The organism is uncultured Streptococcus sp. (genome assembly GCF_963511325.1).
GTDB lineage: Bacteria > Bacillota > Bacilli > Lactobacillales > Streptococcaceae > Streptococcus.
Genome location: NZ_CAUPII010000003.1, coordinates 69,179 through 84,181, shown reverse-complemented (window position 1 = coordinate 84,181; position 15,003 = coordinate 69,179). Strand labels below are relative to the sequence as shown.

16 protein-coding genes are annotated in these 15,003 nt (G+C 39.0%); 12 read left to right on the top strand and 4 right to left on the bottom strand.

Going from position 1 to position 15,003, the window contains the following annotated elements; genetic code table 11:
- The 7 genes from RQ973_RS01795 to RQ973_RS01765 all read left to right on the top strand — a co-directional run bounded on the left by RQ973_RS01795 (position 1) and on the right by RQ973_RS01765 (position 6,864).
- A complete protein-coding gene (locus tag RQ973_RS01795; protein WP_003013947.1) occupies positions 1-786 on the top strand; it encodes an ABC transporter permease in 786 nt (261 codons plus the stop codon).
- A 477-nt stretch (positions 787-1,263) separates the two neighbouring features.
- A complete protein-coding gene (locus RQ973_RS01790; protein ID WP_311522558.1) occupies positions 1,264-1,836 on the top strand; it encodes a DUF6287 domain-containing protein in 573 nt (190 codons plus the stop codon).
- Between the two features lie 298 nt (positions 1,837-2,134).
- Positions 2,135-2,647, top strand: a complete 513-nt coding sequence (locus RQ973_RS01785; protein WP_311522557.1) for a GNAT family N-acetyltransferase — start codon at positions 2,135-2,137, stop codon at positions 2,645-2,647.
- 660 nt (positions 2,648-3,307) lie between these two features.
- Entirely contained in the window at positions 3,308-3,757 is a 450-nt protein-coding gene (locus RQ973_RS01780) for a MarR family transcriptional regulator (RefSeq protein ID WP_311522556.1), read from the top strand.
- Between the two features lie 18 nt (positions 3,758-3,775).
- Entirely contained in the window at positions 3,776-4,630 is an 855-nt protein-coding gene (locus tag RQ973_RS01775) for an SDR family oxidoreductase (protein ID WP_311522555.1), read from the top strand.
- On the top strand, positions 4,623-5,351 hold the full coding sequence (locus RQ973_RS01770) for an ABC transporter ATP-binding protein (RefSeq protein ID WP_311522554.1): 729 nt from the start codon (positions 4,623-4,625) through the stop codon (positions 5,349-5,351). The genes RQ973_RS01775 and RQ973_RS01770 overlap by 8 nt, the downstream gene beginning before the upstream one ends.
- Complete coding sequence (locus tag RQ973_RS01765) at positions 5,344-6,864, top strand: ABC transporter permease/substrate-binding protein (RefSeq protein ID WP_311522553.1); 1,521 nt, start codon at positions 5,344-5,346, stop codon at positions 6,862-6,864. The genes RQ973_RS01770 and RQ973_RS01765 overlap by 8 nt, the downstream gene beginning before the upstream one ends.
- Positions 6,865-6,930: 66 nt before the next feature.
- On the opposite strand, the gene RQ973_RS01760 is transcribed toward RQ973_RS01765, so the two are convergent.
- Both RQ973_RS01760 and RQ973_RS01755 read right to left on the bottom strand, forming a co-directional pair.
- Positions 6,931-7,293 carry a glucuronide permease gene (locus tag RQ973_RS01760; RefSeq protein ID WP_281335690.1) on the bottom strand — a complete coding sequence of 121 codons (363 nt, stop codon included), beginning with the start codon at positions 7,291-7,293 and terminating at the stop codon, positions 6,931-6,933.
- A gap of 32 nt (positions 7,294-7,325) precedes the next feature.
- Positions 7,326-7,871, bottom strand: coding sequence for a TetR/AcrR family transcriptional regulator (locus RQ973_RS01755; RefSeq protein WP_311522552.1), 546 nt, complete (start codon positions 7,869-7,871; stop codon positions 7,326-7,328).
- 274 nt (positions 7,872-8,145) lie between these two features.
- On the opposite strand from RQ973_RS01755, the gene RQ973_RS01750 reads away from it, so the two are divergent.
- Positions 8,146-9,048: a cation diffusion facilitator family transporter gene (locus tag RQ973_RS01750; RefSeq protein WP_311522551.1), complete on the top strand. Its 903-nt coding sequence runs from the start codon at positions 8,146-8,148 to the stop codon at positions 9,046-9,048.
- A gap of 79 nt (positions 9,049-9,127) precedes the next feature.
- The gene (locus tag RQ973_RS01745) at positions 9,128-10,165 is read left to right on the top strand and encodes a zinc-binding dehydrogenase (RefSeq protein WP_311522550.1); all 1,038 of its coding nucleotides are present in this window, start codon (positions 9,128-9,130) and stop codon (positions 10,163-10,165) included.
- Between the two features lie 63 nt (positions 10,166-10,228).
- On the opposite strand, the gene RQ973_RS01740 is transcribed toward RQ973_RS01745, so the two are convergent.
- Positions 10,229-11,230 (bottom strand): LacI family DNA-binding transcriptional regulator, encoded by a 1,002-nt coding sequence (locus tag RQ973_RS01740; protein WP_153225473.1) that lies wholly within the window; start codon positions 11,228-11,230, stop codon positions 10,229-10,231.
- A gap of 167 nt (positions 11,231-11,397) precedes the next feature.
- Between RQ973_RS01740 and RQ973_RS01735 the strand changes: the two genes are divergently transcribed.
- The 3 genes from RQ973_RS01735 (at position 11,398) to RQ973_RS01725 (ending at position 14,550) form a co-directional block, all read left to right on the top strand.
- Complete coding sequence (locus tag RQ973_RS01735) at positions 11,398-12,576, top strand: galactokinase (protein ID WP_153225474.1); 1,179 nt, start codon at positions 11,398-11,400, stop codon at positions 12,574-12,576.
- A gap of 18 nt (positions 12,577-12,594) precedes the next feature.
- Positions 12,595-14,073, top strand: a complete 1,479-nt coding sequence (locus RQ973_RS01730; RefSeq protein ID WP_311522549.1) for a UDP-glucose--hexose-1-phosphate uridylyltransferase — start codon at positions 12,595-12,597, stop codon at positions 14,071-14,073.
- Between the two features lie 72 nt (positions 14,074-14,145).
- The gene (locus RQ973_RS01725; protein ID WP_045763132.1) at positions 14,146-14,550 is read left to right on the top strand and encodes a PaaI family thioesterase; all 405 of its coding nucleotides are present in this window, start codon (positions 14,146-14,148) and stop codon (positions 14,548-14,550) included.
- A gap of 62 nt (positions 14,551-14,612) precedes the next feature.
- On the opposite strand, the gene RQ973_RS01720 is transcribed toward RQ973_RS01725, so the two are convergent.
- Positions 14,613-14,999, bottom strand: coding sequence for a VOC family protein (locus RQ973_RS01720; protein ID WP_311522548.1), 387 nt, complete (start codon positions 14,997-14,999; stop codon positions 14,613-14,615).
- Positions 15,000-15,003: the final 4 nt, after the last annotated feature.

The window sequence follows — 15,003 nt, the reverse complement described above, 5'->3', positions numbered from 1 at the left end:
ATGTTTAGAATAAAAGTAATTTTTAGGCTACTTCATTTTGGTTTTAAATCTGATATGAATTTTCATTTTGACTTCTTTTGTGGTCTATTTTCGTCGATACTGTGGATTGGTTTACCTATTGTATTTTTTAGATTGATTTTCTTAAACATAGACTCTTTTAATGGTTGGGACTATTATCAAATTTTATTTTTGGTAGGTTCCTACACTATTGTAGATGGAGTTATGATGGGATTGTTAATTAGAAGTATGGGAATTTTAGAATCAGATATTTTGAGTGGTAACTTGGATCAAATTTTATTGAGGCCGTTTGATACTCAGTTGTTCTATATTTTTAGATCATTTAATTTAGTTCAATTCGTGAATACTTTTTTTGGTCTTGCGATCATTTTTATAAGTTATGGAAATTTAAATGTACATTTAAATTCATTAAAAATATTATTTTATATCCTTTCTTTAATGTGTGGTTGTATTATATATTATTCAATTTGGTTTCTAATAACGATTAGTTCATTTTGGTTCCCAACTAAATTTTCAAAAGTAGATGTATTTTTGAATTATATTGGAATTTCTAAGTATCCATATAATATTTTTACAGGTATTAACAGATTGATCACTATGTTATTTGTTCCCAATTTATTAATTGCCAATCCTGCAGTATTAATATTTTTAGGGAAAGATACATTGAACCTATTTTTCTATCAAATAGTTTTTACAGTTTTTTTGATTATTATCAGTCGTACAATTTTTAGAAAAGGATTGAAAAAATATGAAAGTGCAGGAAGATAAACAATGTTGTTCAGTTATATGTTTGACTAAAGGAAGTGATTCGCTGTACTTTGTTTTGTGGTCATTGAAACATCAGATAATTATAAACTATAATTTAAAGAATAGTATTATTAACTTATAGGTGCTAAGAAAAAATTTAAAGAAATTCCCTCATTCAATCAAACTTATTCATATTTTTTAAAATAAGAAAATAGTTGGATTTTGATGATGGTTGATATAAAGCTAAACTGAAAGTACCTGAAATCCAACTGTGTCAAACCAGGTCTTAAGAAAGCTCGTAAAGCATTTCAAATTAGTAAACGTTCTTCGAAAGAATGACTATACTTACAAAGAGCACCTTTTTGGGGTGTTCTTTTTTAATCCTCAATAGAGAGTTCACCCCAAAATTCTCACCACTAGTCTTTGTCTTATACAATTTCTTCCTAGTATCAGTTTAGTATGATATAATTAAATACGAATAATATAAAGGAGTTATAAATGAAAATAGGAAAAGGCATCAATTGGATTTTGATTCTGTTAAGTTGCTTAATTGCTATAGTACTGATAAGTTTTATGTTCTTCTTTAATCATAAGAAGCAAGATGTAGAAGCAGTAAATGCTACAACAGAACAGGTTTCTACTACTAGTACGACAGCGACTAGTACAACAACCACTAGTTCAACGACTACTCAAGATAGTGTTACGACTACTGAGGAAAAACTCTCGACACAAGAAGAGCAAACGAATGCTAGATCACAAAAAATAGATGAGCAAGCCATTCTAAATGGAGATTTCTCGACTCTAGTTGGAACTTGGAGAAATGGACTTGGGCAAGAGTTTACATTCGATAAAAATGGACTAGTAAACAGTGGAAACATTGAAAAAAAGAGCATGGGTAGCCATGGAACGATTGAATTCAGCATTAGAGATGGTATCTCGGGCTATGGAATGAGTATTTATCCTGCTGGACTTATTATGCCTGGGTTAGATACTGATTTAACTAAAAATAGGCTGATTGCTGGTCAAGCTGCTCCAACTAGTTCAGAACAAGTTTTTTATAAAGTAGACTAAATGATTAACCATCTCATCAAATTTGAGATGGTTTTCTTCTTTATTTGTAAGCCAATATCATTTTATGAAGGTTAGTCAAGTATGCTTCAAAAATAGCTTCCATAGGCGTTCCAGCCTGTTTAGTAAGATGTTGGAATTTATGAGGACCTTGATGGATATTATTTTTCTTCATAGTATCTTGTGTTACAATGTAGATACGATATGAAAAAAATAAAGATATCTCTTTAAATTTTGTAAATGTCACTTTGTGTGAACATGAGTAAATTTGAGTTTAGAGAATGATAGGAGATGGTTTACAATGATAAGTTTAGAGCTGATGTCTGAAGACAATAGTATAGATATCTATTCTTTTGAAAAAGAAAATCGGGAGTATTTTGAGCGAAGTTTACCTCCTAGACCAGCTCACTATTTTGACTTAGAAGGTTTTAAAGAAATTACAAGGGAATTGTTAAGGGAACAAGAGAATCATGATGTCTACATGCATCTTATTAGAGACGCACAAGGCATTATGGTTGGAAGAATCAATTTAAGTGTTTTAGGGAAGGATAAAAAAATAGCAGAACTTGGATATAGGATTGGAGAAAATGTTACCAATTTAGGTTATGCAAGCGAAGCAGTTAAACTCGTTTTAGAAAAGGCCTTTACTACTTATGGTTTACATAAGATTATCGCAGGGACGGCAAGGGACAATCAGGCCTCTCAGATAGTGCTTTTAAAAAATGGTTTCACCTTTAGTAAAATCATAGAAAATGACTTTCAAATGCATAACGAGTGGATTCATACGGCAGTATTTGAGATAAGGAATCTATAGCATCATCATTACTAGTCGTTTGCCAAAACTCAACATTCCTAGTAGACATTTGTCTGCTTTTATACGGAAAATATAGTAGAATGAATCTAGAACAGTACACAAAGACTGCTAAAAATGTTTTAGAATCTATATTGTACTACTCTAAGTTCAATCCACTGTAGCATTCTTTGTTCTTGTTTTTAGTTTTCTATCGTCATGATTTCAAGCCAATTTGTATCTATAATATCTCTTTATTAGCCTTGTTTCTTGTCAAACTTTTTAATCCTCAGATCAAGACGAATATCTTATCAGCTAGTTTTGCTAAGGGATTTAATATTCTATTGAATACATCAATTGTCTGTTATCTTTACTTTCTTGAGTTAAAAACTCTTAGTTTTAGTTCTTTTTTACTTTTTTGCTTACTCTACTATATAAAAATTTTTATCATTCCCTTATGGCTGGTTTATAGTCAAAATTCTAAGTATGATCCTTATCTGGTACATAGTAATTTCTTTAAGAGGAATGCTTCATATGTGATGCATGTTTAATTTTATAAAAATGCTGACTTTCTACTTTTTGGTAGGAAGTTTTTTATTATTTCCATATCGAAATAGTTGACAGATGTAATTTAGGGTGTTACAATAATTAAAAAGTTCGATATAGAATAAAAAAGGAGACAAAATGGACAAGATGTTAGGGGGATACCAAGCTCTACAGATTCGATTGTTAAACGGGCGTATCTTTCAAAAACTATTGAGCAAGCAACCAGATGCTCAATACAGAAGTGAACAGGGAAAAATTTTAACGATTTTGTGGAAGCAAGAGTTGGGGTGCGCTACAGCGACCGATATCGCTCTTGCGACGGGTCTAGCCAATAATACATTGACCAGTATGGTTAAGAAATTGGAAGAACAAGGCTTGGTCACGATTCAACCTTGCACACAAGATAAAAGGAAAAAATATATCTCTTTGACAGAATTAGGTTGGGAACAAAAAGAAATTGGAGACCGTGTCAGCAAAGAATTGGGTGAAATTTTCTACCAAGGCTTTTCGGATCAAGAAATCCAAGAATTTGAAGCTTATCAAGAGCGTATTATCTCAAATCTAAAAGCTAAAGAAAATGACATCTAGGGAAAGGAAGTAACAGTTATGATCGGAATTACAGGTGTAACAGGGAACTTAGGCTCCTATGTGGCTGATCTTGTCGATAAAAAAGGAATCGCCTCAGTCCATCTAGCACGAAGCCCAGAACGTGCAAAGATCTATGAGTCAGCGGAAATCCGTAGAATGTCCTATACCAATACTCCAGAGGTGGTTGAGGCCTTAAAGGGTATCGATATCTTGTTGATGGTTTCTGCTAGGGAAAATCCAGAGCGTGTCAAGGAGCACAAGGAGTTTTTAAATGCTGCAAAGCTAGCGGAGGTGCAACATATCGTTTATACTTCCTTTTATGGGGCAGATGAGAAGGCAACTTTTACCTTGTCTCGAGATCATGCCCAGACGGAAGCCTATATCAAGGAGTTAGGGTTCACCTACACTTTTTTGAGAGATAATTTTTATTTGGACTTCTTGATTGATATTGCACTTGAAAATGGAGAAATTCGCGGTCCGGCTGGTAGTGGCCTGGTATCAGCTGTTGCCCGTAAGGACACATCTAGGGTTGCAGCAGAAATTCTTTTAAATCCTAAGGAGTGGGAAAATCAAAGCTTGAATTTGACAGGGCCAGAGAATCTTTCTATGCAAGAAATCGTAGCGCTCCTCTCAAAAGAGAGCGGTAAGACCATCACGTATGTAGATGAATCATTAGAAGAAGCCTATGAGTCACGAAAAAAATGGCCAGCACAAACTTGGGAGTACGATGCCTGGGTCAGTACTTATACAGCGATTAAAGTTGGGGAACAGGCTGGGGTTTCAACAGATATCGAAAAAGTCTTAGGGCATCCAGCAAGCAGCCTATTGGATATTCTTAGAGATAGAAAACTTATTGAGGAAGAACATGATTGAATACAAACATGTGGCCTTGCGCTACACGGATAAAAATATTTTAAAAGATGTCAATCTCCGTATTGAAAATGGAGAATTCATGGTGCTAGTGGGTCCTTCAGGATCTGGTAAGACCACTATGATCAAGATGGTCAATCGTCTTTTGGAACCGACAGATGGCAATATCTATATGGATGGGAAACGCATCAAAGACTATGACGAACGGGAGCTACGTCTCAGTACCGGCTATGTCCTTCAAGCCATTGCCCTATTTCCTAACTTGACAGTTGCGGAAAATATTGCTCTCATTCCTGAAATGAAGGGCTGGACGAAAGAACAAATTGCTTCTAAAACAGAAGAACTCTTGAACAAGGTTGGTCTCCCTGCTGCAGAGTATGCTCATCGGTTACCAAGCGAGTTATCTGGTGGGGAGCAACAGCGGATTGGCATTGTGCGAGCCATCATTGGGGAACCAAAAATTTTATTGATGGACGAACCTTTTTCAGCCTTGGATGCTATCTCTCGCAAGCAGTTGCAAGCTCTCACCAAAGAATTGCACAAAGAATTCGGGATGACGACCATCTTCGTTACCCATGATACGGACGAGGCTTTAAAATTGGGCGATAGAATTGCTGTTTTACAGGATGGAGAAATTCGCCAGGTCGCAGAACCTGAAACAATTTTACAAGCGCCTGCGACAGACTTTGTAGCAAACTTGTTTGGAGGTAGCCTTCATGTCTAATTTGATTTCAACCTTTCATGAGCGATTTAGTGAATGGGTAACAGCTCTGGGACAACACCTACAATTATCGCTTTTGACCTTATTGGTCGCTATTTTTCTAACCATCCCACTTGCGGTTTATCTAAATGGTCACAAAAAGGCAGCGACCTGGGTGCTACAAGTTGCGGGTATCTTCCAGACAATTCCTTCAATGGCTTTTTTGGGGCTCTTTATTCCTTTCATGGGGATTGGGACCTTACCAGCCCTCACAGCTCTTGTCATTTATGCTATTTTCCCGATTTTGGAAAATACAATCACAGCCCTGAACGGCATTGATCCTAGTCTTGAGGAGGCAGGGATTGCTTTTGGGATGACCAAGTGGGAGCGACTCAAGAAGTTTGAAATTCCACTGGCCATGCCTGTCATTGTATCGGGGGTTCGTACAGCAACCGTTATGATCATTGGGACAGCGACTTTAGCCGCTCTTGTGGGAGCTGGAGGATTGGGATCCTTTATCCTTTTGGGTATTGATCGTCGGAATGCTAGTCTGATTTTAATCGGGGCTATTTCATCGGCTATCTTGGCCATTCTCTTTAATGTCATTCTCAAATGGTTGGAAAAGGCAAAGTTGCGTACAATTGTTGCGGCCTTTGCTGTTATGTTCCTTGGTTTGGGAGTTAGTTATACTCCAAGCATTATTCCACATAATGAGAAAGACAATCTCGTCATTGCTGGGAAGTTAGGACCTGAACCTGAGATTCTCATGAATATGTATAAACTTCTCATCGAGGAAAATACGGATATGACGGTGACGGTCAAGCCTAACTTTGGGAAGACAGACTTTCTTTACCAAGCGCTGAAAAAAGGGGACATTGATATCTATCCAGAATTTTCTGGGACAGTGACGGAGAGTCTCCTCCAACCATCTCCAGAAGTTGGGCATGACCCAGAAAAGGTTTATGAAGTTGCTCGTGATGGTATTGCTAAACAGGATCAACTAGCCTTTCTCAAACCCATGGCTTATCAAAATACTTATGCAATTGCAGTTCCCAAAAAGATTGCGCAAGAATATGGACTGAAGACGATTTCAGACTTGAAAAAAGTAGAAGGACAGCTCAAGGCGGGATTCACTCTGGAGTTTAATGACCGTGAGGATGGAAACAAGGGCTTGCAGTCTGTTTATGGATTGAATCTCAATGTGGCAACCATGGAGCCAGCTCTTCGCTACCAAGCCATCCAGTCAGGGGACATTCAAATTACAGATGCTTACTCAACAGATGCTGAAATTGCTCGCTATGATTTAGTGGTTTTGGAGGATGATAAACAACTCTTCCCTCCATACCAAGGCGCTCCACTGATGAAAGCTAAATTACTCGAAAAACATCCTGAGTTGGAAGCAGTCCTCAATAAATTAGCTGGTAAAATCACCGAGAGCCAGATGAGTCAGTTCAACTACCAGGTTGGTGTGGAAGGCAAGTCGGCCGAAACAGTAGCGCGTGAATTTCTCCTTCAAGAAGGAATACTTCAAAAATAAATATAGAAATTACTTTATACTAACAAAAAACCCATCTTGCTTTTTAGATAAGATAGGGTTTTTGTATTAGAATAAAAGTAGTATAAGTGTCAATACTATAGCAAATGTAATTCTGATGATATGGTGAGACTTTTTAAAGGTTCCTTTCTGTTTGTCATTCCAATAGGCTCCGTAGCAAATCAAACCACAGCCAATTAGCCAAATAGATAGTGCGACAATCGGCAAAAAGAAGTAGCAGAAGATAGATAAGGTAGCAAAGAAGTAGAGGAAGATAGATAAGGTAGCAAGGATACTTCCGATAAGGAGAAGCTGATTTCCTAGGGGATTCCTGCCTTTTCTTAATTCTGAAAGGCTAGCCAATAAATGATGAAGAGGAAAAGCAAGAAGTAAGAAGGCTAAAAAAATAGCAAGAATAATAACGAAGTTCATAAGATTTCCTCTCTAGCTAGAATAATGATGATCTATTTTTGTTTGGTTGTCATTTCCATGACGTCTAAGTAAAATCTCACTACTTGATCTTCCTTATAAGATTTTCCTTTTTTTAACCACCAGGTCAGTGTTTCAATAAAATTGCTGACAACAAAATGTTTGAGGTAGGAGGCCGGAATCTTAGGATAGGAAACTTGCAAGTCCTCTGCAACCATGGGATAAACATGGTGTTCTAATTCTTTTTGCAATTGACGAAGGAAGTAGTCATTTTTTGAAAAAAGAAGGCTGGTGACATGGTCTTGATTTTTCTTAAAATGCAAAAAAATATGTGTCAAATATGCTTCGATGCTAATATTTTCCTCGCGTTCAAAAAGATGATGAAAGAGATAACGGCAGAGCTCATCTAGGAGTAATTCCTTACTTTCATAATGACTGTAGAAGGTTGAACGACCAACGTCGGCTAGGTCGATGATCTCTTGGACCGTGATGGATTCATAATCTTTTTGATTTAGTAATTGTAAAAAAGCAGTATAGATAGCTTTCCGAGTCTTGGTAATACGACGATCTTGAGTACTCATATAGACAATTTGAATCAATTGTTCAGTAACTTACAAACCGAACAGTTTGCTCCTATCCTTTCTTTTTATTTTATTGGATAATAACAATGAAGAGAAGAGATAATAGTCTCATTTCTCAGAATATTTATAGAAATATATGTTTGACGCAGTAGCTGATTGGGATCTTCTTTCGCTATTTAGCTCGAAGAGCATCTAATCAGCATTACGGGCGTAGGACTAGGAAAACTTTTTATAAAATTTTCCTAGTCCCATTATAACAAAGGAAGGTGAAAAAATGAGTTCAAAACGTGCTATTTGGCTGGCTTTTTTCTTAAATTTGAGTTACGCCATTGTTGAGTTTATTGCAGGCGGAGTATTTGGTTCTAGTGCTGTTCTTGCGGACTCTGTCCATGATTTGGGAGATGCAATCGCAATTGGGGTATCAGCCGTTCTTGAAACAATTTCCAATCGTGAAGAGGATAGTCATTACACCTTGGGTTACAAGCGCTTTAGCCTCTTGGGGGCCATGGTAACGGCTGTGATTCTAATGACAGGGTCTGTTCTCGTTATTTTAGAAAATATAACGAAACTCTTTAATCCACAACCTGTCAACGATGAGGGAATCTTATGGTTAGGAATCATTGCTGTTAGCATTAATGTGCTGGCAAGTCTAATAGTTCGTAAAGGAAAAACCAAGAATGAGTCTATTCTGAGTCTTCATTTTCTGGAAGATACTCTGGGTTGGGTGGCTGTTATCCTAATGGCCATTGTTCTGCGATTTACCGACTGGTATATTCTTGATCCGCTCTTATCTCTTGTCATTTCTATCTTTATTCTGTCAAAAGCTATTCCACGTTTTTGGTCTACACTCAAGATTTTCCTTGATGCTGTGCCAGAAGGTGTAGATATCAAGCAAGTCAAGAGTGATTTGGAGCAATTGGACCATGTAGCTAGTATCAATCAGCTTAATCTCTGGACTATGGATGGTTTGGAAAAGAACGCCATTGTCCATGTTTGTCTAGAGCATGTCAACCACATGGAGGTCTGTAAAGAGTCTATCCGAGACTTGCTCAAAGATTGTGGTTTCCAAAATATCACCATTGAGGTTGATGCAGACCTAGAAACACACCAAGCCCATAAGCGAAATATGGAGGAGTTGGAAGTAGGTCAAAGTCATGGACAGGAACATCATCATTAATGAGATGTAGTATAAGTGAGCGAAAGCTAAATAAAAAGTGTATACTAAAGGTAGTTACATAGAGAGAGGAAATTTTTAAATGAAATCAGCAATTTATACCAAGGCAGGTCAGGTCGGCATTGAGGAAATCAAGCGTCCAAGCATTCAAGAATCGGATGATGTCATTATCCGTGTAGTTCGTGCTTGCGTTTGTGGTTCAGATCTATGGAGCTATCGCAATCCAGATATTAAAGCAGGTCACAAAAATAGTGGACACGAAGCGATTGGTATCGTTGAAGAAATTGGAGAAGCCATTACAACGGTCAAGCCCGGTGATTTTGTGATTGTGCCATTCACTCATGGTTGTGGCGAATGCGATGCTTGTCGTGCTGGATTTGATGGTTCCTGTGACAATCATATTGGAAATAATCTAGGAGGGAATTTCCAGGCTGAATATCTCCGCTTCCACTACGCTAATTGGGCCCTTGTTAAAATCCCAGAGCAACCGTCTGACTACACAGAAGGGATGCTCAAGTCTCTCTTGACTCTGGCGGATGTCATGCCAACAGGCTATCATGCAGCGCGTGTTGCTAATGTTCAAAAAGGCGATAAGGTTGTGGTCATTGGCGATGGAGCTGTTGGGCAATGTGCTGTTATCGCAGCTAAGATGCGTGGAGCTTCACAAATCGTCCTTATGAGTCGACACGAAGACCGTCAAAAGATGGCCTTGGAGTCAGGTGCGACAGCGGTTGTGGCTGAGCGTGGTGAAGAAGGCATTACCAAGGTGCGAGAAATTCTCGGTGGTGGAGCAGATGCAGCTCTCGAATGTGTCGGTACTGAGGCGGCTGTTGAGCAAGCACTGGGTGTCCTTCATAATGGCGGTCGTATGGGATTTGTAGGAGTTCCACATTATAAGAATCGTGCTCTTGGTTCAACCTTTATGCAAAATATCTCTGTTGCAGGTGGAGCAGCTTCTGCAACAACATACGATAAGCAATTCTTGCTCAAAGCTGTTCTTGATGGTGATATCAATCCAGGTCGTGTCTTTACTTCAAGTTACAAACTAGAAGATATTGACAAAGCATATAAGGCCATGGATGAACGCAAGACCATTAAATCTATGATTGTGATGGATTAAAAAGAAAAACCTAATAGGATTTGAGAAACTCTATTAGGTTTTTTTTATGTTCAAGTGTTGTGCTTAATGCAAGGTGCTTTCTCTTAAAGTCAGTTTGGTTCCTAGCATAGTAAGGCTTGGAATTTTACGGCCGTGAAGGACTTCTCTGTTCAAAATATCCATTCCTGTGCGTCCCATTTCTTCGGTGTAGACTGTGATACTGGAAAGTGGTGGGAACACTTGCTTGGTCAGAATAGTATCATTAAAGGAAATAATGCTGACGCGCTCCGGTATGCTGATGTTGGCTTCTTGGAGGGCGCGAAGGGCACCAATGGCCAAGCTATCACTGGCTGCAAAAAATGCCTGTGGAAGCTTCTCTCCTAATTTTTCGATAGCCTCTTTCATTAAGTCATATCCAGATTGGGCAGTAAATAGACCTTGGAAAACGAATTTCTCGTTATAAATCCCTTTTTCTTGCGTATAGGATTTAAAGTAATCTAAGCGTTTATCTGCGATGACTTCCTCTTGGTCAGTGGTCGTTTCAAGTCCGGATAAGATACCAATCTTTTTAAGCCCATGATCTGTAAAGTAATCAACAACCTGGTTAACAGCATTATAAAAATCTGTAATGACACAGGTATGACCAAGAGCAATCGTATCACTGTCTAAAAATACTAGGGGTTTGTGGTATTCCTCAAATGATGCAATCTGTGCTTGGCTAAATTTTCCAATACAAAGGATTCCAATCACTTCTTCACTGAGCGTGAAAGGTTGGTCGTTAAAATAGCGCAAAATGTCATAGTCTAACTCTTGAGCTCTCTTTTCAATTCCAAGACGGATCTGGTAGTAGTAGAGATCTTCTAATTCTCCTTGTTCGCTCACCCACTGGATGATAGCAATTTTTTGTTTGAGTTTATGACTTTCGCCTGTTTTGAGATGTTTTGTATACCCTAGTTCTTCTGCGACGGTTAAGATACGATGTCGAGTTTCTTCTGTAACAGATAGGCTCTGATCGCGGTTGAGAACGCGGGATACAGTTGCGATCGAGACAGAGGCTAGCTGAGCGATATCTTTGAGTGTAGCCATAATTCCCCTCCTTTTTAGGTTATTATAGCATATTTTTGTTGCTTTTTACCTATAGTTTAGTAAAATATAGGTAAAAATGTTGACCAAAGCAAAACCCTTAGGTACAATAGAAGAAAACGATTACAGGTGAAGTTTTTTTACCTAACAATTGTCAAAGGAGAATTCATATGACACAACATCTTACTGCTGATGCACTTCGCAAGGACTTTCTTGCTGTTTTTGGTCAAGAAGCAGATCAAACCTTCTTTTCACCAGGCCGTATCAACTTGATCGGGGAGCATACTGACTACAACGGTGGCCATGTTTTCCCAGCAGCTATTTCACTAGGAACTTATGGGGCTGCTCGCAAGCGCGATGATCAAGTTTTGCGTTTCTACTCAGTAAACTTTGAGGATAAAGGAATTATCGAAGTTCCTCTAGCTGACCTTAAATTTGAGAAAGAGCACAACTGGACTAACTATCCAAAAGGTGTTCTTCATTTCTTGCAAGAAGCTGGACATGTGATTGATAAAGGTTTTGATTTCTATGTATTTGGAAATATCCCAAATGGAGCTGGTTTGTCATCTTCAGCTTCTTTGGAGTTGTTGACTGGTGTTGTTGCAGAATACCTTTTTGACCTAAAATTGGACCGTCTAGATTTAGTAAAAATCGGGAAATTGACAGAGAATAATTTTATTGGGGTTAATTCTGGTATCATGGACCAATTTGCTATCGGTATGGGGGCAGACCAACGTGCTATTTACCTTGATACAAATACTTTAGAGTACGACTTGGTTCCACTTGATTTGAAAGACAATGTCGTTGTTATCATGAATACCAACAAACGCCGTGAACTTGCAGACTCTAAATACAATGAACGTCGTGCTGAATGTGAAAAAGCAGTAGAAGAACTCCAAGTGGCTTTGGACATTCAAACCTTGGGTGAATTGGATGAGTGGGCTTTTGATGAATACAGTTACCTCATCAAAGATGAAAATCGTTTGAAACGTGCTCGCCATGCTGTTCTTGAAAACCAACGTACACTTAAAGCACAAGCGGCTCTTCAAGCAGGAGATTTGGACAAGTTTGGTCGTTTGATGAATGCATCTCACGTTTCTCTTGAGCATGATTATGAAGTGACTGGCTTGGAATTAGATACCCTTGTTCACACTGCTTGGGCTCAAGAAGGTGTTCTTGGTGCTCGTATGACAGGAGCTGGCTTTGGTGGTTGTGCGATCGCCTTGGTTCAAAAAGATGCTGTTGATTCCTTTAAAGAAGCTGTAGGCAAGCACTATGAAGAAATCGTTGGCTACGCTCCAAGCTTCTATATCGCTGAAGTGGCAGGTGGAACTCGCATCCTAGAATAGTCAAAAGGAGGTTATTAAGTGACCTTAATAGAAAATTTTGTGACCAAAGTCATTGCAGAAAGTAGCTTTGAAGAGTTGGATCGAATCTATCTAACCAATCGTGTTTTAGCGCTGGTGGGAGATGGAGTTCTTGAAGTTGAGACTGACCAGGATGATTTGATTGAACTAAAAGATCAGCTTGTCGAAGAAGCCGTTCGATTGGAAACAATTGAAGATAGTCAGGCTGAGCGTGAGATTCTCGGTGCTGACCTCATGGACTTGGTAACGCCTTGTCCAAGTCAGGTTAATCGTGACTTTTGGGATACCTATGCCCAGTCACCAGAGCAGGCAATTGCGGATTTCTACCAACTCAGTCAGAAGAATGACTACATCAAACTGAAGGCTATCGCAAAGAATATTGCTTATCGTGTACCATCTGACTACGGTGAACTGGAGATTACCATCAATCTCTCTAAGCCTGAAAAGGATCCAAAGGAGATTGCGGCAGCTAAGTTGGTTAAATCCAGTAACTATCCTAAATGTCAGCTCTGTATGGAGAATGAAGGTTATCATGGTCGTGTCAATCATCCAGCTAGAAGCAATCACCGAATTATTCGTTTTGATATTTCTGGGCAGGAGTGGGGCTTCCAATATTCGCCTTACGCTTACTTTAATGAGCACTGTATTTTCCTAGATAGCAAGCATCGTCCTATGGCCATTAGTCGCCAAAGTTTTGAACGTTTGTTAGCAATTGTGGAGCAGTTTCCAGGCTACTTTGCTGGTTCGAATGCTGATTTGCCAATCGTGGGTGGTTCCATCCTGACGCACGATCATTATCAAGGGGGGCGCCATGTTTTTCCAATGGAAGTGGCTCCTATTCAGAAAAACGTTACTTTTGAAGGTTTTGAAACTGTCAAAGCAGGGATTGTTCAATGGCCTATGTCTGTGATTCGACTATCTTCAGATTCTAAAGAAGATTTGACAGAACTAGCGGATAAAATCTTACTGGCTTGGCGTCAATACTCAGATCCAAGTGTACATGTCTTGGCAGAAAGTAATGGAACACCGCATCACACTATCACACCGATTGCGCGTAAAAGAGATGGGCAGTTTGAGTTGGATTTGGTCTTGCGGGATAATCAAACATCTCCAGAGCATCCAGATGGTATCTATCATCCTCATAAGGATGTCCAACATATCAAGAAGGAAAATATCGGTTTGATTGAGGTTATGGGCTTAGCAATCTTGCCACCACGCTTGAAGGAAGAAGTGGAGCAAGTAGCAGCTTATCTAGTCGGAGAAGAAGTATCAGTCGCAACTTATCACCAAGAATGGGCAGATGAGTTGAAAGAAAATCATCCTGGATTGACTGATAAAGACCAAGCTCTCGAAATTGTCCAAGAATCTGTGGGTAAAATCTTTGCTCGGGTATTGGAAGATGCAGGGGTTTACAAGCAAACAGAAGAAGGACAGGCAGCCTTTATGCGCTTTGTGGAGCAGGTTGGTATTTTGCCCTAATAAGAGCTTCTCTCTTGCGTAGAGTCTTGAAAAGTAGTATCATAGTGTCGTTTGAAATATCAGGAGGAACGTATGAAAGATTTTCACTTTGACGCTATATCTGCCTTTGAAAACTACGAAATTGAAAAAATGAGAGATGGTCACGTTGTGGTGACGACAAAAGTAGTGGACTCCTCACTCAACTATTATGGGAATGCCCATGGAGGCTATCTATTTACTCTTTGTGACCAAATCAGTGGTCTTGTGGTGATTTCGCTAGGATTAGACGGGGTGACACTCCAGTCTTCCATTAACTACTTGAAAGCTGGAAATCTAGGGGACATTCTCACTATCAAAGGAGAATGTGTCCATCATGGACGCACCACTTGTGTCGTCGATGTTGATATCACCAACCAAGATGGTCGAAATGTTTGCAAGGCAACCTTCACCATGTTTGTCACAGGACAACGATCTGAAGATAGACAGGTGAGGATATAAGAAACATAAAAAAAGAGGTTCAAGCCTCTTTTTTATATTTCTTTTTCCACTGTAGTGTTATTCTACTCGCTAAATCTTAAAAAATAGCCATCTGGGTCTAGAACTGCAAATTCATGAGGAAAGATATAATGGTCGCCAACACGAAATTCTCTTTTGGTTAAAGGACGATGAATAGGATAGTTAGACTCGATTACTTTCTGATGGAGTCTAGGGACATCCTTTATGCCAAAGGAGATATTGACACCACGACCAAATGGGTAGGTTAGTTCAGCTAGTTCCTCCTTACTCCCCTCCTCTAGCATAAGTTGGCAGTCTTCAAGCGAAAGGAAGAGAAATTTTTCCTCTGGACGCTCGTATTCGACAGAGAATCCCAATAAGTCGCAGTAGAAGTGACGCGATTTCTCGATATCCGATACGACAAATTCAGGGATGACAGCTTGATAGTCCATTCGT

Excerpts from the sequence above, each read along its gene's own strand:
- RQ973_RS01785 (WP_311522557.1), top strand. The coding sequence starts at position 2,135 with ATGATAAGTTTAGAGCTGATGTCTGAAGACAATAGTATAGATATCTAT.
- RQ973_RS01750 (WP_311522551.1), top strand. The coding sequence starts at position 8,146 with ATGAGTTCAAAACGTGCTATTTGGCTGGCTTTTTTCTTAAATTTGAGT.
- RQ973_RS01720 (WP_311522548.1), bottom strand. The coding sequence starts at position 14,999 with ATGGACTATCAAGCTGTCATCCCTGAATTTGTCGTATCGGATATCGAG.
- RQ973_RS01790 (WP_311522558.1), top strand. The coding sequence starts at position 1,264 with ATGAAAATAGGAAAAGGCATCAATTGGATTTTGATTCTGTTAAGTTGC.
- RQ973_RS01780 (WP_311522556.1), top strand. The coding sequence starts at position 3,308 with ATGGACAAGATGTTAGGGGGATACCAAGCTCTACAGATTCGATTGTTA.
- RQ973_RS01755 (WP_311522552.1), bottom strand. The coding sequence starts at position 7,871 with ATGAGTACTCAAGATCGTCGTATTACCAAGACTCGGAAAGCTATCTAT.
- RQ973_RS01760 (WP_281335690.1), bottom strand. The coding sequence starts at position 7,293 with ATGAACTTCGTTATTATTCTTGCTATTTTTTTAGCCTTCTTACTTCTT.
- RQ973_RS01775 (WP_311522555.1), top strand. The coding sequence starts at position 3,776 with ATGATCGGAATTACAGGTGTAACAGGGAACTTAGGCTCCTATGTGGCT.
- RQ973_RS01745 (WP_311522550.1), top strand. The coding sequence starts at position 9,128 with ATGAAATCAGCAATTTATACCAAGGCAGGTCAGGTCGGCATTGAGGAA.
- RQ973_RS01765 (WP_311522553.1), top strand. The coding sequence starts at position 5,344 with ATGTCTAATTTGATTTCAACCTTTCATGAGCGATTTAGTGAATGGGTA.
- RQ973_RS01740 (WP_153225473.1), bottom strand. The coding sequence starts at position 11,230 with ATGGCTACACTCAAAGATATCGCTCAGCTAGCCTCTGTCTCGATCGCA.
- RQ973_RS01795 (WP_003013947.1), top strand. The coding sequence starts at position 1 with ATGTTTAGAATAAAAGTAATTTTTAGGCTACTTCATTTTGGTTTTAAA.
- RQ973_RS01735 (WP_153225474.1), top strand. The coding sequence starts at position 11,398 with ATGACACAACATCTTACTGCTGATGCACTTCGCAAGGACTTTCTTGCT.
- RQ973_RS01725 (WP_045763132.1), top strand. The coding sequence starts at position 14,146 with ATGAAAGATTTTCACTTTGACGCTATATCTGCCTTTGAAAACTACGAA.
- RQ973_RS01770 (WP_311522554.1), top strand. The coding sequence starts at position 4,623 with ATGATTGAATACAAACATGTGGCCTTGCGCTACACGGATAAAAATATT.